Raw genomic sequence first — 23,571 nt, 5'->3', positions numbered from 1 at the left:
AGCACGCTTTTTAAACATTTACATAAAATATTGCGGCGCCAAAAGGGCCTGCGCCGCTGTTATTAAAAACTTCTGCTCGGCTAATATTTCAAGGAAACAGTAAGGCGAACGTTTCTTGGTTCAACCGGGTGATAGTGCAAGTCCTCTATGCCCTCTTCAGGCTCGCCAGGAAGTCTCGACGCATAAAAGTAGTCGATATCATGATCATCACTATCAAGGGCATTTAACACTTCTAAAGTAACGTCCCACATAGGCTGACGATAAGCGACCTGTGCATTCATTAAAAATGTTGATGGCGGCGAAACTTCATCGAAACTCTCCACCGTGCGAGAGCTTAAATAACGACCTCGCAGCGTATAGCTAAACCCAAGCTGGTTTCCGTTTTGAAAATAGGTCAGGCCCGCGCTCACAACGCCCGGAACTGTACCGTCAATATGGCGGCCTTCACCCTCTACGCTGTCGCTGAATCTTGCTTTTGTCCAAGCAGCTTCAATGTCAGTTGTTAAATGATGATTAATCCAGTAGTAGGCACTTACTTCTATACCGTGTCTTTCTGATGGTCGGCTCGCTTCAGTGAAGCCTGCGTCGCCGACATAAACCAGTTCACTATCTAGTTCTAGTCGCCACAATGCAGCGGAAACGTTATAGGTTCTGTTGTCGGTAAAATTAACCCCGGCTTCATAACCAAGAGACTTCACTAATAGCGGTGAAGTTTCGGTTGCATCCCCACTTACCGGATCTACAGTAATAGTTGCACCCCGCGCGTCGTTTGAGTGATAGCCTTGACCGATATTGGCAAATGCGGTGAGCTGTTCCGACAGCAAATATTTAAGACCTGCTTTTAACGTAAAAATACCATCGTCAGCACTACCGCTGTTAGCGTCTAAATCGCTATCTACGTCAACATCTAAATAATCATAACGACCGCCTAAAGACAGGCTTAATCTATCATTTAGAAAAATATTGGACTGAGCAAAAAGTGCATAGCTATTGCTGTCTATCTCGTCTTCTCGGACAGTGCCAAAGCGGACTAAGTTTTGGGTGCGGTACAAGCCTACATTATCGATATCATCAAAACGCCACTGGCCGCCAAGGGTAATACTACTGCCATCGGTAATGGCTAAGGGCAGGGTAGTGAATATTTCGCCACCGTATATCTTTCTGTCGTCAGCTTGTTCGAACTGATCGCCTCGAACAGGGTTATCAAGGAAATAGGTAAAATTAGAGAACAGACTAAGTTCGGTATCTATGACATAAAGCGAAGCATTCCATGTATCACTGGTGTAGTTTGCAGATAAACTATACCGAGAGGATTCACCGCCAACTTGAGTATCGATAGAGCCAAGACGGTCTATTAAGCCGCTTTGAATAGCGCGCTCTGGAACCTGGTCGGCGCCATTCCAGCTATTGTCATAAGCCATGCCTGTTATGGTAAGCTGGCCATCTAGCAAGGGCGTAATATAACGAATGTGTGCGTTTTTCTTTTTTACGTCTTCGTCTACATCAGTCCATGGGCCGTCATAAGTTTGATATTCTAAAGCTGTAACGACACGGCTCTCTCCTGCTTCAAACTGGTTTAGTGCGACGGCGCGTTTGAATCCATATTCACCTAAGCCCAAGAATACCTGGTTGTTTTTAAGGGAATCTCTCAAATTAAAAATTGCGCCGCCTGCGCTAGAAAAATCGCCAATGTTGGCGTAATAGGTGCCTTTGAAGTAGCTAAGGTTGTCGATAAATTCAGGAATGATGAAGTTCAGGTCGCTGTAGCCTTGACCGTGTCCATGGCTTCGCATGTTGACCGGCATTCCATCAACGCTTACGGTGAAATCGGTTCCATGGTCAAGATTAAAACCGCGAAGAAAATACTGGTTGGCTTTTCCTGAACCGCTGTGCTGCGTCACCATCATACCCGGAATAAATTCCAATATTTCACCAGCGCGAAGCATTGGTCGGTCAATCATAGTGTCACCCGACACCCATCCCTGAGAAGCAGAAATAAATTCACCGTCTTTGACCGACGAGTCACCGCGTACCCGAATATGTTCAATATCACCTTCTGGGTCATCGAGGGCGAGTGTGGGCGCAGTTGCGAGTAATATAGCGCTAGCAGTTAGTGTTTTTGCGAAAGTTAATGTGGTCACTTTAAGATTTCCGTTATCCGTTTTAATAACAATAACGAATGAATTGAATGCTTGGATGCATTATTTTTAATAACAGTGCAGTTATCGGTTTATCAATCACTTTATTAAATGACGTTTAGTGTGGCTTATTGTGTTTAAGCTATAGGGCGCTTGTGTCAAAATATGTATTGAAAATGATGATGTGAAGAGATACCCGTGGCAAGACACGATAAGAAAGTTAAGAAAAGGCAGCCGGCACCAAAATCGTCGACGACTGCTGAATATGAAAATGCGAGTAGCGCAGACTCAGAAAGTGAAACCCTTGAGCGAGCAGGGTTTGTGCGACGCTTGTTGGCCATGATTTACGATACGCTAGTGGCTACTGCTGTCGGTATGTGTGCGGCTATGGTGATGATAGTAACCTTGGTGGTTATGTTGAAAAATGGTGCGCTTGATTTACAAGGTTATGCTGAACCCGCTGACCTTATACAAGCATCCTTTGGCTATAAACTGCTTATTCAAACCTGGGTAGGCTTATGGATTGCGGGTTTCTTCTTGTGGTTTTGGCGCAGAGGCGGGCAAACACTTGGCATGCGTGCTTGGCGGTTACGAATTTACAGCACAGTTGAAGAGCCTATGACATGGCCGCGTTTGTTCATTCGCCTTGTCGCATCATTGGGTGGTTTAGGGACATTACTTGTTTTGTTCGATTTTAAAAACAAACAATCTCTACAGGACCGCTTAGCAAAAACAGAAGTGTTGAAGCTGAGCAAAGAAGCGAACGACCACAAAAGTTGGTAGGACACAGCTTGTAGGGCGCTAAAAAATCATAGGAAAGAGGCTGCAACGAGCCTCTTTTTTGTAAGCGTTGAGCGTTTAATTAGCCTATCGCTGATAGCTTTATCAACGTTTAAGCATCACACCTGCGACAGCAGCGAACAGTAAACTCGGTAGTAGAGCGCCCAAGAAAGGCGGCAGCTGATATACCAAACTGACAGGGCCAAACACTTCGTTAAGAATAAAGAAACCAAAGCCCGTGAGTACGCCCATAATAACTCTTGCGCCCATGGTAACGCTACGAAGCGGGCCGAAGATGAAAGACAGTGCCATTAACAGCATTACGCCAACAGAAATAGGCTGAAAGATTTTTCGCCAAAGCGCTAGCTCATAGCGCGAGGGATCTTGGTCGTTGTTATCTAGATAGTTTACGTAATCTAGCAACCCAGTGATGGATAAAGCCTCTGGCTTAACGGCAACAATCCCTAGCTTGTCAGGCGTAAGCGTTGAGTTCCATCGCATACGCTCGTTTTCTTCTACCGACACCTTGGTCTCTGAAAACTCAGTTACTTCAACATCGCTTAACCACCAACCGTCGCCATCGAAAGCACTATTTTTCGCGTAGGTAATACTTTCAAGAGACAAGTCAGGATTAAAGCTAAAAATGCTTACGTCTTTAAGCGAGTCTTGGCTAAGTACTTGACCAATACTCACAAATCGGTCGCCATCCTTTGCCCACACCAGCTTGTCGGAAGAAAACAAGCTACCGCCTGAAATAGCCTCGGTTCTTATCTGTTTTGCTTTGGTTTCGCTGTATGGAGTAACCCATTCACCAACAGCCATCACCAGTAAAATCATTACAAGGGTGGATTTCATGGCTGAGTTTATGATGTTCCAACGGCTCATACCCGCGGCCTGCATTACTACCAGTTCGCTGTTGCTGGCCAATACGCCCATACCGATAAGACCGCCAAGTAAGGTGGCCATAGGGAAGAATTGTTCTAGGTCGCGAGGTAAGCTCAGTAAAACGTAGATAAAAGCGACCAGCATGTCATAGTCGCCTTCGCCAATTTTACGTAGCTGTTCTACAAATTTAATGAGCGCGCTCAAGCCGATAAGTACGCTAAGCGTAACGGTAATAGTACCTAACAGCGTACGGGCGATATATAAATCGAGGATCTTAAACATCTACTTTTTCCCCAATATCCAAGCGCGAAGCTCTGTGCCAGTTTTTCTGTCCCGCACGATTAACATGACACCAATGACCAGCATGATGGTATGTACCCACCATAAGCCTAATTGTGGTGGCATTTTTCCATCTTCCAGTACGCGTCTACTTGCAAGCAATAGCAAGAAGTAGCCTAAGTAAAGCAGGATGGCAGGGAACATTTTACCGAAGCGGCCCTGACGCGGATCGACTGCGCTTAGCGGCACCGCAATCAGCACTAAAAAGGGTATCGATAGCGGTATGGCTATACGCCACTGAAGCTCGGCTCTGGCCTCAATACTGTCGTCTTCCCAAAGCTCGCTGGTGGGCAATACGCTTACTTTCCGGCGTGTTTCATCTGCTGGTTTATCGGCAATCTGAATTTGGTATTCGTCAAACTCTACTTTGCGATAAGCCTTTTCAGATTGTTTGCCTTCGTACTGCACACCTTCTTTTAATACAAGGTTTCGGGTACCGTCGGGGTTGTTTGCCACTTCACCAGTTTGCGCATATACAACGCGTACATCGCCTTCGCTGTCATTCGTTTGATTTTGCGATAAAAATACGCGTTGCAGCTTATCGTTGCTATCTACATCGTGCACAAATATAACCGCTTTTTCGTTACCCGTTTGCTGGAATCTACCTGGCATTAGGGCTGAAAGCCCCGCTTCGTTACGGGCTTTTTCACGTAGTTGGTATTCGTTTTCAGCGGCCAAGGGCGCGAAATAAAGAGTGATTGCGCCTGTGACTATCATGATGATTACGGATAAAAACAGCATCACCCGTGTGACGTACCATTCACTGATGCCACAAGCCCGCATTACGGTCATTTCGCTGTCTACATACAGCCTGCCGTGTGCCAGCATAATGCCCAAATAAGCACTGATAGGCAGCACCAAAGATGAGAGAATAGGAGCATATAAACCTAAGAAGCCAAGCACTAGCCCAGCAGGGATATCACCGTCTGATGCGTCGCCCAAAACGCGCACAAATCGCAAGGTGACAAAAATTGCCATTAGGATAAAGAAAATCGCTAACTGAGATTTCAGCGTTTCCTTAAGTAAATAGCGGAATATCAGCATCTCAGCCCTTCCGGAAAATTAGGAATTTTAGTGAAAGAAAGCACAATTTTGTTTAAACTTACCGTTTTTACAAGTTTTGCCTGCAATCATAAACCGTTTGCATGGTGTTTTGACGCAAATTTAACCTATATTCAATAGGTCTGTAAGCGTGAATTGCAGCGAACTAAAAAGTTATGCTGCGTATTAAAACATAAAGCAGCGCGAAACGTTACGTGATTTTAGTCATCGTGCAAACCATAAACAACGAAAAGCGAGGTGATATCGTGGAGTTTAGTGTAAAAAGTGGCAGTCCTGAAAAACAACGCAGCGCATGTATTGTTGTGGGTGTCTTCGAGCCGCGCCGCCTTACGGCAGTGGCTGAACAACTAGACGAAATCAGTGAAGGTTATATCAGCAACTTGTTGCGCCGTGGCGACCTTGAAGGTAAAGCGGGCCAAATGTTGTTGCTACACAACGTGCCAAACGTACTAAGTGAGCGCGTGCTTCTTGTTGGTTGTGGTAAAGAGCGCGAGCTAGATGAGCGTCAGTACAAAAATATTATCGCTAAAACCATTCAAACATTGAATGAAACCGGCTCGATGGAAGCGGTGTGTTTCTTAACCGAGCTTCACGTTAAAGGTCGCGATACTTACTGGAAAGTGCGTCAGGCTGTAGAAGCGACTGAAGATACGCTTTACACCTTTATGCAGCTTAAAACCAAAAAAGGCGAGCCTCGCCGCCCGCTGCGTAAAATTGTATTTAACGTGCCTACCCGTCGCGAGCTTACTGTTGGTGAGCGCGCTGTTGAGCATGGTTTAGCTGTAGCCCGTGGCTCGAAAGTAACCAAAGACGTAGCTAACATGCCACCAAATATCTGCAACCCAGCGTATCTGTGGCAGCAAGCACAAGAATTAGCAAGCCAGTACGACAGCGTAACCGCCGAAGTAGTAGACGAAACTCAAATGGCAGAGCTGGGTATGCAGTCTTACCTTGCCGTTGGTCGTGGTTCTGCAAATGAAAGCATGATGAGTATTATGCATCACCGCGGTGGCCCAGCTGATCAAGCGCCAATTGTGCTTGTAGGTAAAGGCCTTACTTTCGATTCAGGCGGTATTTCAATAAAGCCTGGTGAAGCCATGGATGAAATGAAGTACGACATGGGTGGGGCAGCAGGCGTATTAGGTACAATGCACACTATCGCGGCGCTTAACTTGCCAATTAACGTTATTGGCGTATTGGCTGGCTGTGAAAATATGCCAGATGGCAAAGCGTACCGTCCGGGTGACATACTAACGACTATGTCGGGTCAAACTGTTGAAGTACTAAATACTGATGCGGAAGGCCGTTTGGTGTTGTGCGACGCGCTGACCTACGTTGAGCGTTACGAGCCAGAGCTAGTGATTGACGTAGCCACGCTAACTGGCGCAGCGATTATCGCACTTGGTCATCACGCAACAGCAGTAATGAGCACGCACAACCCACTAGCTCACGAGCTACTTAATGCATCAGAGCAAAGTTCAGATCGCGCATGGCGCTTACCGCTATGGGACGATTACCAAGAGCAGCTTGAAAGCCCGTTTGCCGACATGACGAACCTTGGTGGTCGCCCAGCTGGGTCAATTACGGCGGGTTGTTTCTTGTCACGCTTCACTAAGAAGTACAACTGGGCTCACCTTGATATTGCCGGTACGGCATGGCGCAGTGGTAAGAACAAAGGCGCAACAGGCCGTCCAGTGCCTATGCTGTCTCAGTTCTTAATGAACCGCGCTGATATCAAGCTAGAGGACTAATCATTTATGCCACAAGTGATTTTTTATCAACTTACCCGCGGTGATAATGGTGTGGCAGGCCGCGCCAGTGAAGTCATTGCCTCAGCGTTTGCTAATAAGCAAAAAATTAGCGTGCTGTGCGATACACAGGCGCAAGCTGAAGAAGTTGATGAATTGTTATGGCAACTGCCCGGCAGACCGCTTTGTGCCCCATAACCTTTATGGTGAAGGGCCGCAATCGGGAACGCCGGTGGAAATTTGTTGGCAGCCCGAGCAGGTAGCCAGACGACAAATGGTGGTAAACGTGGGTTCCGGTATGGTGCCTTCACCCAACCAGCATCGTCAAATCATCGATTTTGTACCCGTGGACGAGAATGCCAAACAGGCCGCGCGGGTAAGATACAAAAACTATCAGCAAGCTGGATGCAACATGCAGTTCAAATCTGCATAAGTCATTCGCGTTTAGCTTCAATTTGAGAGTGTGTAATGGATAAAACCTTCGAACCGCAGTCCATCGAGCAGCAATGCTACAAGTCATGGGAAGAGGCGGGTTTATTTAAAGCTTCAGGTAGCGGCGACCCTTATTGTATTTTGCTTCCGCCACCAAACGTTACCGGTAGCCTTCACATGGGCCATGGTTTCCAACAAACCATTATGGACGCCTTAACCCGTTATCACCGCATGAAGGGCGACAACACCCTTTGGCAAGTGGGTACCGACCACGCAGGTATTGCTACCCAAATGGTGGTAGAACGCCAACTTAACGCTGAAGGCAAGACGCGCCACGATTTAGGCCGTGAAGACTTCATCAAAAAAGTGTGGGAATGGAAAGAGCACAGTGGCGGTACTATTACTGGTCAAATGCGCCGTTTAGGTACTTCTCCTGACTGGTCTCGCGAAGTATTCACCATGGACGAAGACCTGTCTAAAGCCGTAACCGAAGTATTCGTGAAACTACACGAAGAAGGCCTTATTTATCGTGGTAAGCGTTTGGTTAACTGGGATCCAGTGCTTCACACTGCAGTATCTGATCTTGAAGTACTAAACGAAGAAGAAGACGGCCACATGTGGCACATGCGCTACCCGTTAGCTGACGGTAGCGGTGAGCTAGTAGTTGCAACAACGCGCCCTGAAACCATGCTAGGTGATACAGCGGTTGCGGTTCACCCAGATGACGAGCGTTATCAAGGTTTTATCGGCAAAGAAATTAAGCTGCCTATTACTGGCCGTTTAATTCCAGTTATTGCCGATGACTATGTAGATCAGGAATTTGGTACAGGCTGCGTTAAAATTACGCCTGCTCACGACTTCAACGACTACGATATGGGTAAGCGTCATAACTTGCCTATGATCAACATTCTTACCGACGATGCGAAAATTAATGATGATGCGCCAGAAGCGTATCGCGGTTTAGATCGCTTCGACGCCCGTAAGCAAATTGTTGCTGACCTAGAAGCCCAAGGCTCGTTGGTTAAAATTGAGCCGCACAAGCTTAAAGTGCCGCGTGGCGATAGAACCAACGCGGTTATCGAGCCATACCTTACTGACCAGTGGTATGTAGCGGTTGAGTCTCTTGCTAAACCTGCAATTGAAGCGGTTGAAAGTGGCGAAATTCGTTTTGTACCAGAGAACTGGAACAAGACTTACTACCAGTGGATGCACAACATTCAAGACTGGTGTATTTCACGTCAGCTGTGGTGGGGACACCGCATTCCGGCGTGGTATGACGAAAACGGCAAGGTTTTTGTTGGCCGCACCGAAGAAGAAGTGCGTGAAAAGCACGGCCTTGGCAGTGACGTAACCCTTTCACAAGACGACGATGTACTCGATACCTGGTTCTCAAGTGCACTATGGCCGTTCGCAACCATGGGCTGGCCAGAAGAAACGCCAGATCTAGAAACCTTCGTACCGTCTTCGGTACTCGTAACTGGCTTTGACATCATTTTCTTCTGGGTTGCCAGAATGATCATGATGACAAAGAAGTTCACCGGTAAAATTCCGTTTAAAGATATTTATATTACTGGTCTTATCCGCGATGAGAACGGCGATAAAATGTCTAAGTCGAAGGGCAACGTGCTTGACCCTATTGATTTGATTGACGGTATTGATATTGAGTCGCTAGTCACTAAACGCACCGCGGGCATGATGCAACCTCAGACTGGCTGAGAAGATTGCCAAGCGTACTCGTAAACAATTCCCAGAGGGTATTCAGGCCTACGGTACAGACGCATTGCGCTTTACCTTTGCAGCTATGGCCTCAACCAGCCGCGATATCAACTTTGATATGGCCCGTGTTGAAGGCTACCGCAACTTCTGTAACAAAATTTGGAACGCATCGCGTTTCGTATTGATGAACACAGAAGAGCACGATACAGGTCGCGACGGTGGCGAAATGGTACTTAGCATGGCCGATCGCTGGATTTGGGCTAAGTTCCAACAAACGCTGGTTGAGTTTGAAAAAGCGCTTGAAGACTACCGTTTCGACATTGCTGCGCAAACCGTTTACGAGTTTACTTGGAACCAGTTCTGTGACTGGTATCTAGAGCTTACTAAGCCTGTGCTTAGCAATGACGCTAGCGCCGAAGCTGAGAAGCGCGGTACACGTCATACGCTTATCAATGTGCTTGAAAGCCTGCTGCGCTTATTGCACCCGCTAATGCCATTTATCACCGACACTATTTGGCAGCGTGTGGTGCCACTAAGTGCGCTTAAGGTGGAAGAGGGCGCTAGCATTATGGTTCAGGCATTCCCTGAAGTTGATGCAGCGAAACAAGACGACAAAGTACTTGCTGATATCGAGTGGGTGAAGAAGTTTATCGTGGGTATTCGTAATATCCGTGGTGAAATGGATATCTCGCCAAACAAACCGCTTAATGCGCTACTTAAAAACGTAAGCGACGAAGACGCTCGTCGTCTTGATGCGGCTAAGGCATTCCTTGATAAGCTTTCTAAGCTTGAAACCGTAACCATATTAAAAGACGGTGAAGAAGCGCCAGCCAGCGCGACCGCGCTTGTGGGTGAGATGGAAATTCTTATCCCAATGGCAGGACTTATCGACAAAGACGCAGAGCTTGCGCGTATTACTAAAGCCATGGAGAAAATCGAGAAAGATGTATCTCGTACACGTGGCAAGTTGGGTAATGATAAGTTTGTAAGTAACGCGCCAGAAGCGGTAATTGAAAAAGAACGCGGTAAGTTGGAAGAGGGTGAAAAAGCCCTAGCCAAACTTAAAGAGCAGTTCGAGACTATCAAAGCGCTATAGCTAGATACGCTTCATCATAATGACTAAAAACTAAAACGCTGCCATTTGGCAGCGTTTTTTTATGAATATTTTGGTCGCTATACCAACGTTGTTTCTGCTATGACCTCTGGCGACACCCTGTTTCGCCCTGTTTTTTTTGCGTTATACAGTTCTTTATCTGCCCGATTAAACAGTGTATTCCACGTATCTTCGACGTTGCTTGAAGAAGACATACCTACGCTAATGGTTACTTTAATTTCTTCAGAGCCACTGAATATAACAAGCGAAGACACCGATTCTCTCAATCTATCGGCAACGGTAAAAGGGGGCTCAGAATGTCGATTAGAGATAATAACGCCGAACTCTTCTCCGCCTAAGCGACCCACTATGTCACCTTTGCGCAACTGTGCTTGTAGACACTGTGCCACATTTTTTAGCACTCTATCGCCTTCAGGATGACCATAGCTGTCGTTAATGGTTTTAAAAAAATCGATGTCAATTACTAGTAAAGTGAAAGGCCTTTTGCTTTTGGACTTCAACTTTTTCAATACCGTGCGAATAAACGCGCGACGTCCTAACACGCCGGTTAACTCGTCGAAGTTTGCCATTGCTTCCCATTCGCCTTTTTCTTTTGACAGAATAATAAATGGGAGAAGTGCTGAGGTGGCAAGGCAAAGTAGTACGTGGAGCCCTACAGTAACCGTTATAAAAACTTGCAAGTTAGATACTAAGCCATAATAGGTAACACCAGTGGTAAGCCCCGCCCGTATCACCATTATGATAAAGTGAATGAACAGTATGCTTCGTATCAGAACAGAAATACCTTCAATGGTTTTCCATTGCTGTGATTGAAAGCTCTGAAAACAAAATAGAAACATTAAAGCAATAAAAAAGGACGTTGTTGGCTCGACTAATTCAGGGTACCAAGACGCTCCAATCAAAGAGAGAATAGCTATTACAAAAACACGGTTACCTGTGCGTTTGACGGTAGAATGTACACATTGAATGTTAAAACTTAAAAAGCCATGAAGTAGCAAATAGCTGGCCGTTAAATAAAGAAGCCCAGTGAGTGTGCTGAGCACGTTTATACTTGGCGCGAACATAGTGAGCGCGCTGCCGACTAGCCCTAAGCAATACACCAAGCACGATGCGGCCCAAAAGTTGAACGCGACAGGTTCGTATTGGTTTTTCGCCAAGATGCGAAAATATCCACCTACCGCAGCATTTATAGCGAGCGACAGGAGCAACACAATTAAAACGGAACTTGTCATTTTTTCGCCAACAAAATTAGACAAAAGTATTATTAATAATGGCGTTGAATTAAAAATTTACGTAACGATAAAGGTATGGAGGTGAATAAATAAGTATTTTTTTATATACCTTTGAGGCAAAAGTCTTTTTGAAAAAGAGGTGCTAAGCTTATGCAATATAAGAATTTGTTAATTTATTTAGGGCTCGCTGTTTGTGAACGTCAACTTAAAAAGTTTTTTACCACTGCAATAAGCGACTTCTGCTTTATAGGCTTGGTTAAATAATCATTCATTCCCGATTGAAGCGCGTTTTGTTTATCTTCTTTCATCGCATTGGCTGACAGGCCAATGATAGGTACGGCTGTAAAGCCTTTTTCGCGAAGCAGCTTAGTGGCTTCATATCCATCCATAACGGGCATTTGTACGTCCATTAAGATAAGGTCGTATTGAGGGGCGTTTTCTACTTTTTGTACTGCTTGCTTACCATCTTCAGCGATATCAAACGTAAGTCCCAGGTTTGTTAGAATTTCACCGGTAACGAGTTGGTTTATATTATTGTCCTCTACAAGCAATATGTGCCCTTCAAGTTTTAAGCTATCGGGTTCCTCGTTATATTCTTTACTTTGATAGTTAGCATCTTTTGAGATTATTTGGTGTACAAAACTTTCAAATTGGGCGGGGGTGAAAGGATGCATAATTAAAGGGCCTTTCCACAGCGAATCATATTTAGACTGCAGGGCACTACCAGCGCTCTCCATCACTAAGCCTACAGACTTTCCGCTTTCTAAAAGACTGTTCAGCCAGCTAATATTTTTCCTAAACGAGCTAAATTCATGAACGTCGACAATAATATGATCAGGGAGAGTAGCAGCATTTTTAGCATTTTCAATCGACATGCTTGATGCTGTCGACAGCTGAATTTGAGAGCAATAGGCTTCTGGGAGTAACGGCGATTCAGTTACGTAAAGGCTATTAGTAGGCAACTGTGGAGAGTTTTGTAATACCCCTGGCTGATTCTTAAATGCTTTAAGAGGAAGTTCAACCTCGAATCTACTGCCTTTCCCCATAGTCGAGGTTGCATCAAGGCGTCCATTCATAAGCTCAGTAAGCTGGCTGACAATGGCAAGGCCCAGTCCAGTACCGCCGTATTTGCGGTTAGTTGAGCCATCAGCCTGTGTAAAAGGCTTAAATATTTTATCGAGCTGTGCTGGGCTCATGCCTATACCTGAGTCGGCAATTCGCATGATGAGGTTTAGTAGGTTACCTTTTTCATTCAAGTTACCGTCAAACTCTATATCTATACGCCCTTGTTCGGTAAATTTCACGGCGTTGTTGCCAATGTTCATAATAATTTGAGCAATACGTAGCGGGTCGCCTATGACCTGAGGCGGTATTTTGGGGTTTACCGTGAAATGAACCGATAGATTCTTTTCTTTTGCGCGTAGCGCTATTACCGCGATAAGGTTGTCAAATAGCGAGTGCAGTGAAAAGCTAACCTCTTCTATCTTCAATTCACCTGCTTCGATCTTTGAAAAGTCCAGAATGTCGTTAATAACGCTCAGTAATATTTGCCCAGAGTACGAAGCTTTATCAAGATAGCCTCGTACTGTTGGAGATAGTTCTTGCTGTTGGGCTAGCTCTATCAGGCCAATGATACCATTCATGGGGGTACGAATTTCGTGACTCATATTGGCCAAAAACATACTTTTCGATGCGGTAGCTTGCTCGGCTTTAACTTTAGATTCAGTAATAACTTTATTTAAGTTTTCCAACTGAGAGTTCATGGTTCGCGCTTCATTGAGCAGCTTTTCTGTCTCACGATTCTTATCACTAAACACAAGCGCGGCTTTCGCTAGCTTGCCAATTTCGTCTTTTCGATTGCTGCCAGGAATATTAGAGATTTGTATGCCTTGAGCGAGCTTGTTGAAAACTTCAGTGATAGAGCGGATAGGGCCAAGGATACGCAAGGTAGAAAAAAGCGCAGCCGACAGAGCAAGTAAAATGGCAAATAGAGAAAAGAGCTCGCCATTGCGTTGTGTGCTCTCTGCTATTTGGTAGGTACGCTGGGTTATAACTTCAGAATCGGTACTTACCTTTTTAGCCAGTTCTCCACTTAAATAGAGAAATTCGTTGGCAGAGCCTGCCATAACAACATTGACCAGAAAAAGGTTGCCCTGTGTTATTTGCGTCAGCTTAAAAAAGTCGTTTTTAATTCTATCTATAATGCGCTCAATACGCTGCTGCAGTTCAGGAGAAGCAGTAGATGGTAAGCGTTTCAAAGCGTCAATAGCATCATTAAAAGACTGGATGAATTCCATATCAGGCTTCATCAGGTATTTCAGCATCGCATTTTCTGTATGTATAAGAATGACCTTGGCATCGTCTACGAAAGCAGCAGAAACCTTTCCTTGTGCTAAAGCCTTATCTAGCTCACTCCCGAGTAGAGTAATGTCAGACATTGTGCCTTGGTCGATGAGGTTATCTCTTTCAGAGCGTGCTTCAACAACCTGAGAGAAGTTTTCTTGATAAGCGTTCAAATGCTCTCTCATTCTATTGAGAATTTGATTGCTGTCATCTTTTTGTTCGGCGCGTTCGTTCACCACCGCAAGCTTATCGAGTTTACTGTTGATCGTAACCATCAAACGACTAAAGCGCGTAATGGCCGACTTACTGGCATTTTCTTTAAATATCAGAACATTACGCTGAAGGTCAACAACGTCCCGCTCAAGCTCTTTAACTATACCAACATCAATGACGGCTTTCGCAGCAGACGCAACCCCTTCGTTTAAGACCTCTTGGTTTTTTCGTGCCACAAAACCTTGGGCGAGTATCAGCGCGATTAAGGCAACTAACACTGTTATAAGCTGTATCCGGATTGACGATAACATATAAGCCTAAAGAACCTTCTTCCATTTAAGATGTGGTATTACACTGTTTTATGCAGTGATAAATTCGTACCACTTTTGTAAGCTATATTCATAGCTTGGCATAACCGTATTCCAAACTGCAACGTTGCTAAAGCGCTCTTCGTAACTACCACCTGTCCGCTGCGCGCCTTTTTGTACACTCACCTTGCCATCTGGGCCTTTTAGCGGTGTGGAGGCAATTTTCCCCCTATACCAATAGTCCCACTCAGCTTGCGACAAATACTCGGCAGAACGTTGAGGGTTTGAAATGTAATAGCCTTGTCTTGCTATAAACGCACCAGGCCACCCTGAAAGCCACCAATTCATATATTCGTAAGCTACATCTTTCATTCTTCCTTGGGTAGCAGAAGAAAGGCACATGACGCCGTGCCATCCTCTATACCCTTCTTTAGGGGCTGCAAATGTGACGGGAATATTTTGGCCGTTTAGTGCTGAAACCGCAGGGGAGAACATACTTTCAATGGTAACCCGGCCACTTTTCATAAATTCAACAGATTCGGGAACCGATGTCCAAAACCCGCTAAAGTGATTTAATTGATTTAACTCTATAAGCAGGTTAAACAGGTCGTCTAGCTCGTATTCTGTGATAGCACCAATATCTTTAAAAGTAATGAACCCTTTAGCTTGTGCTGCTAGCGCTAAATCGAATAGCCCGATAGTAGGGTCGTTCACAATGCCCACTTTTCCAGAAAAATTACGGTCTAACAGCCATCCCCAACTTTCTTCTTGCCCTTTTAGTTCAGCGGGGAGTTTTGACGTGTCGTAACCAAATGAGTCCACGTTGTGCACATAAGGTAAAAAGCTGATGGTATCGGTGTGCTTCTCACCCAAAGAGCCATCTCCTTGCACATTAAGAATCTTGTGGGGAGCGTCGCCCGCGCCCATGCGAGCGTTTTCAGTGAGCTTACCGGTTTTGCTTAAGTCATTTATTTCTTCCCAATAGCGAAGGCGCTTTTTTTGTATCGGTTGAATAGCCTTCGCACGCCACAGCACGTTAATGCTATTTGACCATTGTTCGTATAAATCAAAGGAGTTGGGATTCATAGAGGCTTTTTGCAAAACAGTGGCACTGCCGCCAGGTTCAAACACTATGTTAATACCTAAGTCTTCGATAGCCCGCTGACGAATAGCCTCCTGTAAAGTAACGTGGGTTCCCATAACCCGAAGCGTTGGCTTAGATTTACCTATAGCGAAAGGTGTCATGCCAGCTGTTAATCCAAACGCTAGTCCGCCTTTTAGTAAAGTTCGGCGTGATGCTGAAGAGTCATTGTTTTTAGAAGGCTTAGTAGGCATTAAGAAATTCCGTATAAAGACGTTCCTTTGATACATTCTGGCACTTATTTCATTTTGTTACCAAAAAATGTAAGAAGATTGTCGAAAAAGTGGTGGTGGAAGTTGAAGAAACTCAACCTACGAAGAATGATGGTTTATAAGATTCACTAATAGGCCTAGTGTTTAACAGCGCGAGCATTTTTAAAGTGAGTGGTATGCGCTTTTTTTTTGATGTAGTTTAGAGCGCTTCCCGTGATTTATCGTCTAAAGGCTCTGGCGCTGAAATTGGTGAAATTTTCGCACCTTCCTGACTACACTCCACCGTATTTCTTCCACTATTTTTAGCTTTATAAAGCGCTTTATCGGCATAGGTGAGAAGCTGTTTGGCGCTTTTTTGCTGGAGTTCTTTTGTTTGCACTGCCCCAATACTTACCGTGATTTTATGACCTTTTAAAAGCGGCTGGGTTTCGTGTAATTTGCTTATTTTCTGCCTTAGTCTATCTAGTATTTGGTAGGGGGAAACCTGGCTTAGAAGCACAATGCAAAAAGCAAATTCTTCCCCTCCAATTCTGCCTATTGCGTCTTCGGCGCGAAAAAAACTCTGCATTGTTTGCGCAACGATAGTCAGGACTTCATCGCCAAATCCATGGCCAAGGTTGTCGTTTATTGATTTAAAGTGATCAACATCTGCAATGCCTACCAGAACTTCATGGTTGTTGCGCTTGGCAAACATTAAAGATTTAGAGAACGCATCCATAAACGCTCGCCTGTTAGGAATATTGGTTAAGGCGTCAAAATATGCCAGCTTTTCTAATTTCAGGTTTGCATCTCGCAGCTCACTTGTACGTTCGTGCACTAAACTTTCTAAATCGTCTTTTATTCGTTTCAGCTCTGAATTTCTTTTATCTAGCTGTTCAGACTGAAACTTCATCTCGCTTACATTGCGCTGCACCGCAGCAAAGTGTGTAACTTCACCAAAATCATTAGTCAGCGGGAATATATTCATTTGCACCCAGAACGGTGTTCCGGTTTTTGTATAGTTCAATAATGTCTCGGTACACGGATGCTGTTCAATAAGGGCTTTGCGAATGCGATCGGTAGATGCTTTGTCTGTTAGGGTTCCTTGAAAAATTCTGGGTGTTTCGCCAATTAACTCTTCGAAGGTATACTCAGTGTGCTTACAGAGAGCTTCATTGGCGTAAATTATCTTAGGCGAGAGTGGGGCATTGATGTTTTTCGCTTCTGTCACCAGGATCATATCTTGTGAATTTTGCACGATATCTTTATAGGAAAAGTCATTTATTTTCTTGGTGATGTTCGTAAAGTAGACGACTACAAAGGGCGGTGTAATTCCCTTCACGCTATGTTTCTCAGGGTAGGCATTTACACTAAACCAAGCTGTCGTTTCGGTGGTTTTGTCGATAACGCCTACTATTTGATTATCTACAGGTTTACCCGTCGATAGTACGCGAACTACGGGTAATTCATCATAGGAAATCCGTCGGTTTTGCCTATCAATGAATTCCCACGTCTCTACATTCATGCTTTTGTCTTTAAGTTCTTCAAGGCTGAAATTAAGCATCAACGCAGCGGCGGGGTTGGCATACTCCACAGAGCCGGACGCGTTGTGAATGACCACACCAATTTGTGTGTTTTCTAATAGATTGAACAAGTTAACATTGTTGAAGCTCATTGCACTACACCACTTGAAAGCGTCAGTATGTACTGTTTTTCTTTGTACATTTGCGAATCAACGTTAATTAGAGAGAGGATTTAACTTATATATTAGACTTTAGTTTAAAAAATAGCCAAAAGCTGTGTTTAAAACAGCTTTTGGAAAGGATAAGTATTAAAGAATAAATTAATGGCGAGCGGATTTGCTTAAGCGTCTCGTAAGCACAATGCCTCCTAGTAGGAACAATGGAAGTAGCGACCAAGCACCGCCATGCTCTTCTACTATTACCACTGTATCTTCTACAACGTACTCGTTGTTTTCACTTTCAAGAGGTAGATAGGCAAGGGCGCTGTCATCATAGGCATCGGTAAATGCCACTAGCTCTTCAGTGTCGGCATCGTAAAGTTCTAGCAGTATGTCGTATTCACCAGGAGGGAAACCAGATACCAATGAGCTTTCAATGGTGAATGTATCGGTTGAATCTTCTGAATAAATATAAAACTCAGACGACACGTGAATGGCATCGTAAATACCGTCTTTACCTAAATACAATACAGCGTATACCGGTGCCCGAGTAAAGATAGTGTCGGCATCAAATTCAATCGAAAACGTGGAGTGATAGCCATCGTAATCGATATCTTGTTCTAGCGTTACCCAACTTTCATAAATCCAGAATTCATTAACGCTACTTACTACAATGTCGCTTGATGACTTGGTTAAACCTAGGTGTTGTTGATGTTTATTCGTTTGAGCGTGTGTAGTTTGTTGTGCGTTGATCTTATCGGTAGACTGCTCGACAACACTATCATTGACCGATTCAATTGTGGTTTTCGGCTGTAGTGATTCATCGGCGACAAAAGGTTTGTCGTAACGGAATTCGGTTGAGGTAACCTGTTTTTCTTCTGAACTATTATCAGTATTTGCATGCACAGGTGACAAAAACGCAAGCTGTAATGTGACGATAGCAGAATATGCTGTAAGTGCTGATACTAAGTTTTTCATCTGTCCATCCTTTTCCAATCGATAATGACAGGGTCATTGTTGAATAAAAAAGATGAACAAAAGCTGAAGAGTAACTTAATACCCCTTCAGCTTTATCGGGGAATTTAAGAATTAGTCGTCGAAGTGATAGTCTTCTTCTTCGTACTCGCCTTCTTCACGCGGTTCAAAATAGGTGCCCCATCCATCGTAGGTTACATCGTGTTTGTCGGCAATTTTTAACAGTGCGTCTGAATCAGCATTAAGCTTTTCAATATCTAGCTTTCTTTCTACCACGGCGTCGAAGCAAAAAATGGTTTCGCCGTCATCAAGAATTAGCTCTTCGGCGTCAGTCACCTCAAAGCCCGCTTTAAAGGCATCTACAGCGGCTTTTTCTAATACGTCGAAGTCGGTACTGGCGAAATGGTGCTCAATGGTATAGTCGGCATCTGCTTGACTGCCATCTTCTAGAAGGGCATCAATAGTTTCTTGGTTAAACTCGTACCACTCTTCTCTTTCATCGAACTGGGTCATAATAAACACTCGTTAGCAATTTAGGCGCAAGTTTACCTGCTTTTTTCCAGTTCATCGACCTGTGTATTAAGCACATCAAACTTTTGTTTCATTTCATCATTGAAGTGCACCATCCACTCTTTAATTGTATGTTCTTCGGTCAGTGGTTGAGGCGCTGCAATATCAATCAGCACAATTCCATTGTTCCAGCGGTTCCATTTAACCTTCTTATGCAGGTTGCTCGCTGTAACCATAACAACAGGTTCATTCGTGGTTTTGGCTAAACGAAAAGCCCCTTGTTTAAATGGCAGAATGCCTCTGCCGTAACTTCTGGTACCTTCAGGGAATAACCATACAGACGTTTTCTTTTTAGCTATGCGGTTAGCGGCAATATCTAAGGTGTTTCGCGCTTTTCCTGAATTTTTTCTATCGATCATGATATTCCCCGACAGCCAATAAATTTGGCCGAAAATAGGGATCCATTTCAAACTCTTTTTACCGATGGTAACTACGCCGGGAAGTGCTGCCTTACAAATTGTAATAACGTCAAAGCTGTTTTGGTGATTTGCAATGAAAACATAGGGCTCGTTCGTTTTTACAGCGGGGTCTCTTTTTATAATAATTTTGAGGCCCACTATTTTAGCCATAAGCGAATACAAACTACCGGCAGCATGCACGTTATCTTTGTGAAAAGGGCGCACGATACAAATGATCAGCAAAATAATGTTGATTAATAAAAAGGCGATAAATAGTGCCGGTATGCGAAATAAAGCGATCAAAACAACTCCTAGATACAATTGACGCGCGCAGTATAGATGAAGTTTCAGCGTACACTTGTCCGATGAGTTTTTACAGTGTTTAGATTTAATCGGTCATCACTTATGAAAGTTCCTTCTTTATCACCTTTAGTATGAGGAAATTTTGCCGATACCGAATTACAATAATAGAAAGCTTAATAGAACCTAACTCGGTATTCATTACATGCAGACATTTACTCCAGACGACCTAGAAGAAGATATTCTTGCTGACCTTATGGAGGAAATTAACGAACTCTATGAATCAAGTGAGCAAACTTTGATTGAATTAGAGCTTCGGCCGGAAGATAACGAGTTGCAACGGGCCCTGTTTCGTTCAATCCACACTATTAAGGGCGATTTAGGCTTGGTTAATTTCTCTCCTATGATCCCCCTTTTGCAGCATGTTGAAGATTTACTCGATTATTTGCGCAAAGGGCAGGTGGCATATACCAGCACTATGAGTGATTTGGTACTTCTTACCATGGACAGGGTAAAAGCCTTTGTCGAAGCTGTAATGGCTGACGGTAAGGCCGAGTATGATGACAATCTTCACAACCAGCTAGTGCTGGCTATCAGTCGTGTTACGCCTGACAATTCTGCTGAACATGAAAAACGTCTTACTGAAGCTGTGTTGTTACTCAACCCTGCGTTAGACATTGTCGCTGACGGCGACGACCCCGAAAACGTGCAAATAAAGCCGCCCACATTAGCTGCGACAGGTATACCTAAAGACATTAGCAGCGAGAAGAAACAAGATATTTTGTTTTTCCGCGATCTTATGCAAACCATTGAGCGGCGTTCTAACTATTGGGTTGGACGAGGTGATCGCATTGCTAAGTTGGCCATGTACATTAACGATGTCGCTGAAAATCCAATTGACGAAGACCAGCTGGCGGTAGCCAGTTACGTTCATGATTTTGGCATGGCCTTCATGCCGTTAAAGCTGCTGCATAAAGGCGATGAATTGACTGATATCGAGTTTAATCTGATGCGATCTCATGTTTACAAAAGCGCCCGTTTGTTAGAGCACCTAGATCAATGGGACATGGCACGTAAAATAGTGATGCAACACCATGAGCGCACGGATGGGACCGGTTATCCGCTAGGCATAAAAGAAGACGATATCTGTGAAGGCGCGAAGCTACTTGCCATTGTCGATACCTACGATGCAATGACGCACCCCAGAGCGCACAATGAAGATAATGTGCTTTCCAAAAAAGAAGCGGTGATCGAGATAAATCGCAGTGCCAAAGGACAGTTCAGTATGAAGTGGGTGAGGCTGTTTAATCAGGCTATGACAGCGCTATTGACTAAAGGGCAGTAAACACCGCCCTAATCTTGCTACGTGATGTTGGCTGAGAGCCTAATTCAGCTAAAGGCTTCTCAGCTACTTCAAGAAGCGAAGCAGGTTTAATTTACCCCTAATTCCTTTAGTTTACGGGTAAGGGTATTTCGCCCCCAACCTAAACGCTTAGCCGCATCTTGCTTGTGACCGTGCGTGTGCTGGAGTGCTCGCTCAAGCATAACGCGCTCAAATGTAAGCATCGCATCGTTTAGAATGTTGTGATGGCCGTCGCGAAGCTGTTTGTCGGTCCAGCTCGCAAGTAAATCTGGCCAATCACCCGATTCGGCACTAGGTTTTTCAATACTGCTATCGCTATGAATTTCTGGCGGCAGATCGCTCGGTAAGACTTCTTGTCCACTTGCCATCACTGTTAGCCAGCGGCACACGTTTTCTAACTGCCGTACGTTACCCGGCCACGGTAACTGAGACATAACGCGCTCAGCTTCTTTTGAAATGCTTTTCGCCTCCACATCAAGTTCTTTGGCTGCTCGGCGAAGGAAGTGACGCGTTAACAAAGGAATATCTTCTCGGCGCTCGTTCAGCGATGGAAGGTGCACACGAATAACGTTTAGGCGGTGAAATAAATCTTCCCTAAATTTTCCTTCAGCAACGCGCTGCTCTAGGTTTTGGTGGGTTGCTGCAATAATGCGTACATCAACGCTTACCGACTGATGGCCACCTACGCGATAAAACTGACCATCCGCGAGTACTCGCAAAAGGCGGGTTTGCACATCTAACGGCATATCGCCTATTTCATCTAAGAAAAGTGTACCGCCGTCAGCTTGCTCAAAACGCCCTTGGCGTGCCGCTTGTGCACCGGTAAAGGCGCCTTTTTCATGACCAAACAGTTCAGATTCTACAAGATCTGCAGGTATGGCCGCCATATTAAGCGCAATGAAAGGCTTACTCGATCTAGGGCTGTGTCTGTGAAGTGCGTGCGCTACCAGTTCTTTACCCGTACCTGATTGGCCGTTGATAAGCACGCTTATCGAAGAACGTGAAAGTCGACCTATAGCACGGAAAACTTCCTGCATAGCAGGTGCTTCACCAATTATCTCGGTTACAACGTCTTCAACTTGTGATTTGGATACCGTCGACTGCTCTCTTGCATGAGCAAGGGCGCGCTGGGTTAAGGTTACCGCTTCGTCAATATCAAAAGGTTTTGGCAAGTATTCAAATGCCCCTTTTTGATAAGCGTTTACCGCACTGTCTAAATCCGAATGCGCCGTCATAATGATAACGGGAAGCAACGGATGGGAAGCGTGCACCTCGTTCAGTAATGTCATGCCGTCCATTTGTGGCATTCTTATGTCTGAAATGATGACTTCGGGGGCTTGGCCGCTTTGAAGTTGAAGCAATAAATCTTCAGGGTTTTCAAAACTCAAGCAGCTGATGTCAGCGGCTTGTAAGGCCTTTTGCAGCACCCAACGAATAGAACTGTCATCATCGACAATCCACACAGACTCATTCGTCATCGTCTGTCTCCTTACGATCTATTGGTAGGTAAATTACGAACTCAGTGTGACCAGGGTAGCTGTCTACATCTATTTTGCCGCCGTGGTGGTTAATAAGGGTTTGTGAAATAGACAAACCCAGCCCAGAGCCATTTTGTTTACTTGTGACCATGGGATAGAAAAGTGTGTCTTTAATTTCAGCGGGAATACCCGGGCCGTTATCTATAATTTTTATTTTTGCTACCAGCGCATGACGTTTTGTTTGAATCGTCATCTGGCGCTCTATTCGCGTAACTAGCCTAATTTCTGGGTTAGGGGTTTGGCTCTCGGTTAAAGCCTGAATACTATTCCTGACTATATTGAGCACCGCCTGCTGAATCATGTCTGGGTCTAGTAAAAGTGGTGGTATGCTAGGGTCATAGTCGCGAACTATGGTTATAGGGTTGTCTGAATCAAAACGCATAAGACTACGTATTTTTTCAAGTGCTTGATGCACATTGCTTTCTTCGAATCTAGGCAGTGAATTCGGTCCTAGCAAACGGTCTACCAGGTTGCGCAGACGGTCAGACTGCTCAATGATCATACGGGTGAATTCTTTATGTTCTTCCGACAGTTCCTTTTCTAAAAGCTGCGCCGCGCCGCGAATGCCACCTAGTGGATTTTTTATCTCATGCGCTAAACCACGTACTAGCTCTCGAGCCGCATAATGCTGTGCGTTTTGTAAGTTTTCGCGAGAAATTCGTTTTTGTTGATCAATCTTTTTGACTTCGAACAGCAGTCGAGGGCCATCGTCAAAGTGTAAGTTGGTAACGGTCAAATCCGCAGAAACATAGCGGTTGTCTCTGAACGCTAGTTTAATTTCGTTCTCGGTAAAGTCTTCACCTTTTCTAATGGCCGCTTTTAGTCGGGTAGTCTCTATTGTTCCCGGTAAGAAAAAGTCTTGAAGCGGGTGCCCGATAAGTTGCTTCAAGCCTGTTTCGAACAAAGCTTCACCCGCGTGGTTAGCGTAAACAATGGTAAGTTTGTTATCTACCATTACCAACGCTGTGTTTAGGCTGTTTATAAGCTGTTGTGTTTCTAACTCGGTGGAATGCATCCGAGCTCGTCTCCTTTGCACCATAATTGTGCATTGTAGCTTGCAATGATGCGATGCGCGAGTAAGAGGCTAAGCAAATGTAGTCTACT

Annotated in this window: 15 protein-coding genes and 2 pseudogenes; 5 read left to right on the top strand and 12 right to left on the bottom strand. The window is 44.7% G+C overall.

All coding sequences use genetic code 11. The features are described 5' to 3' along the window. Window positions 1-80 precede the first annotated feature (80 nt). Window positions 81-2,141 (bottom strand): TonB-dependent receptor, encoded by a 2,061-nt coding sequence (locus tag ACYX4W_RS18940; RefSeq protein WP_474854732.1) that lies wholly within the window; start codon window positions 2,139-2,141, stop codon window positions 81-83. 195 nt (window positions 2,142-2,336) lie between these two features. Between ACYX4W_RS18940 and ACYX4W_RS18935 the strand changes: the two genes are divergently transcribed. After that, on the top strand, window positions 2,337-2,921 hold the full coding sequence (locus ACYX4W_RS18935) for an RDD family protein (protein WP_474854734.1): 585 nt from the start codon (window positions 2,337-2,339) through the stop codon (window positions 2,919-2,921). 102 nt (window positions 2,922-3,023) lie between these two features. On the opposite strand, the gene lptG is transcribed toward ACYX4W_RS18935, so the two are convergent. Both lptG and lptF read right to left on the bottom strand, forming a co-directional pair. Continuing rightward, window positions 3,024-4,085: an LPS export ABC transporter permease LptG gene (gene lptG, locus ACYX4W_RS18930; RefSeq protein WP_474805154.1), complete on the bottom strand. Its 1,062-nt coding sequence runs from the start codon at window positions 4,083-4,085 to the stop codon at window positions 3,024-3,026. Then, the gene (gene lptF / locus ACYX4W_RS18925; protein WP_476074211.1) at window positions 4,086-5,186 is read right to left on the bottom strand and encodes an LPS export ABC transporter permease LptF; all 1,101 of its coding nucleotides are present in this window, start codon (window positions 5,184-5,186) and stop codon (window positions 4,086-4,088) included. 263 nt (window positions 5,187-5,449) lie between these two features. Here lptF and pepA point away from each other — a divergent pair, with 263 nt between their 5' ends. From pepA to ACYX4W_RS18910, 3 genes and pseudogenes are all read left to right on the top strand, one after another. Beyond that, window positions 5,450-6,955 (top strand): leucyl aminopeptidase, encoded by a 1,506-nt coding sequence (gene pepA, locus ACYX4W_RS18920; protein WP_071817605.1) that lies wholly within the window; start codon window positions 5,450-5,452, stop codon window positions 6,953-6,955. Between the two features lie 6 nt (window positions 6,956-6,961). Further along, window positions 6,962-7,385: pseudogene (locus tag ACYX4W_RS18915) on the top strand (DNA polymerase III subunit chi). Window positions 7,386-7,420: 35 nt separating this feature from the next. Beyond that, a pseudogene (locus ACYX4W_RS18910) lies at window positions 7,421-10,196 on the top strand (valine--tRNA ligase). 77 nt (window positions 10,197-10,273) lie between these two features. Here the strand turns inward: ACYX4W_RS18910 and ACYX4W_RS18905 are convergent. The 7 genes from ACYX4W_RS18905 to ACYX4W_RS18875 all read right to left on the bottom strand — a co-directional run bounded on the left by ACYX4W_RS18905 (window position 10,274) and on the right by ACYX4W_RS18875 (window position 19,569). Beyond that, complete coding sequence (locus ACYX4W_RS18905) at window positions 10,274-11,446, bottom strand: GGDEF domain-containing protein (RefSeq protein WP_474805162.1); 1,173 nt, start codon at window positions 11,444-11,446, stop codon at window positions 10,274-10,276. 200 nt (window positions 11,447-11,646) lie between these two features. Then, window positions 11,647-14,313 carry a hybrid sensor histidine kinase/response regulator gene (locus ACYX4W_RS18900; protein WP_476074210.1) on the bottom strand — a complete coding sequence of 889 codons (2,667 nt, stop codon included), beginning with the start codon at window positions 14,311-14,313 and terminating at the stop codon, window positions 11,647-11,649. Window positions 14,314-14,361: 48 nt separating this feature from the next. Continuing rightward, window positions 14,362-15,645: an ABC transporter substrate-binding protein gene (locus ACYX4W_RS18895; protein WP_476074209.1), complete on the bottom strand. Its 1,284-nt coding sequence runs from the start codon at window positions 15,643-15,645 to the stop codon at window positions 14,362-14,364. Window positions 15,646-15,862: 217 nt separating this feature from the next. After that, window positions 15,863-17,317: a sensor domain-containing diguanylate cyclase gene (locus ACYX4W_RS18890; protein WP_476074208.1), complete on the bottom strand. Its 1,455-nt coding sequence runs from the start codon at window positions 17,315-17,317 to the stop codon at window positions 15,863-15,865. Between the two features lie 168 nt (window positions 17,318-17,485). Continuing rightward, entirely contained in the window at window positions 17,486-18,301 is an 816-nt protein-coding gene (locus ACYX4W_RS18885) for a choice-of-anchor H family protein (protein ID WP_476074207.1), read from the bottom strand. 111 nt (window positions 18,302-18,412) lie between these two features. After that, a complete protein-coding gene (rraB, locus tag ACYX4W_RS18880; RefSeq protein ID WP_474805173.1) occupies window positions 18,413-18,811 on the bottom strand; it encodes a ribonuclease E inhibitor RraB in 399 nt (132 codons plus the stop codon). A gap of 32 nt (window positions 18,812-18,843) precedes the next feature. Continuing rightward, window positions 18,844-19,569 carry a 1-acylglycerol-3-phosphate O-acyltransferase gene (locus tag ACYX4W_RS18875; RefSeq protein WP_476055915.1) on the bottom strand — a complete coding sequence of 242 codons (726 nt, stop codon included), beginning with the start codon at window positions 19,567-19,569 and terminating at the stop codon, window positions 18,844-18,846. Between the two features lie 202 nt (window positions 19,570-19,771). On the opposite strand from ACYX4W_RS18875, the gene ACYX4W_RS18870 reads away from it, so the two are divergent. Continuing rightward, entirely contained in the window at window positions 19,772-20,911 is a 1,140-nt protein-coding gene (locus ACYX4W_RS18870; RefSeq protein WP_476055916.1) for an HD-GYP domain-containing protein, read from the top strand. Between the two features lie 86 nt (window positions 20,912-20,997). Here the strand turns inward: ACYX4W_RS18870 and glnG are convergent, their stop codons facing one another. Both glnG and glnL read right to left on the bottom strand, forming a co-directional pair. Next, complete coding sequence (glnG, locus tag ACYX4W_RS18865) at window positions 20,998-22,407, bottom strand: nitrogen regulation protein NR(I) (RefSeq protein ID WP_476074206.1); 1,410 nt, start codon at window positions 22,405-22,407, stop codon at window positions 20,998-21,000. Continuing rightward, the gene (gene glnL, locus ACYX4W_RS18860) at window positions 22,397-23,482 is read right to left on the bottom strand and encodes a nitrogen regulation protein NR(II) (protein ID WP_474805181.1); all 1,086 of its coding nucleotides are present in this window, start codon (window positions 23,480-23,482) and stop codon (window positions 22,397-22,399) included. Before glnL ends, glnG begins: the two co-directional genes overlap by 11 nt. Window positions 23,483-23,571: the final 89 nt, after the last annotated feature.

It is taken from the genome of Alteromonas sp. ABH4_454 (assembly GCF_056311775.1).
The sequence above is the reverse complement of the archived record's forward strand: the minus strand, read 5'-3'. Positions and strand labels throughout refer to the sequence as shown.

What these genes read in the sequence shown, in the direction of transcription:
- lptG (WP_474805154.1), bottom strand. Translation starts at nt 4,085, where the DNA reads ATGTTTAAGATCCTCGATTTATATATCGCCCGTACGCTGTTAGGTACT.
- lptF (WP_476074211.1), bottom strand. Translation starts at nt 5,186, where the DNA reads ATGCTGATATTCCGCTATTTACTTAAGGAAACGCTGAAATCTCAGTTA.
- ACYX4W_RS18905 (WP_474805162.1), bottom strand. Translation starts at nt 11,446, where the DNA reads ATGACAAGTTCCGTTTTAATTGTGTTGCTCCTGTCGCTCGCTATAAAT.
- ACYX4W_RS18900 (WP_476074210.1), bottom strand. Translation starts at nt 14,313, where the DNA reads ATGTTATCGTCAATCCGGATACAGCTTATAACAGTGTTAGTTGCCTTA.
- ACYX4W_RS18895 (WP_476074209.1), bottom strand. Translation starts at nt 15,645, where the DNA reads ATGCCTACTAAGCCTTCTAAAAACAATGACTCTTCAGCATCACGCCGA.
- ACYX4W_RS18890 (WP_476074208.1), bottom strand. Translation starts at nt 17,317, where the DNA reads ATGAGCTTCAACAATGTTAACTTGTTCAATCTATTAGAAAACACACAA.
- ACYX4W_RS18885 (WP_476074207.1), bottom strand. Translation starts at nt 18,301, where the DNA reads ATGAAAAACTTAGTATCAGCACTTACAGCATATTCTGCTATCGTCACA.
- rraB (WP_474805173.1), bottom strand. Translation starts at nt 18,811, where the DNA reads ATGACCCAGTTCGATGAAAGAGAAGAGTGGTACGAGTTTAACCAAGAA.
- ACYX4W_RS18870 (WP_476055916.1), top strand. Translation starts at nt 19,772, where the DNA reads ATGCAGACATTTACTCCAGACGACCTAGAAGAAGATATTCTTGCTGAC.
- glnG (WP_476074206.1), bottom strand. Translation starts at nt 22,407, where the DNA reads ATGACGAATGAGTCTGTGTGGATTGTCGATGATGACAGTTCTATTCGT.
- glnL (WP_474805181.1), bottom strand. Translation starts at nt 23,482, where the DNA reads ATGCATTCCACCGAGTTAGAAACACAACAGCTTATAAACAGCCTAAAC.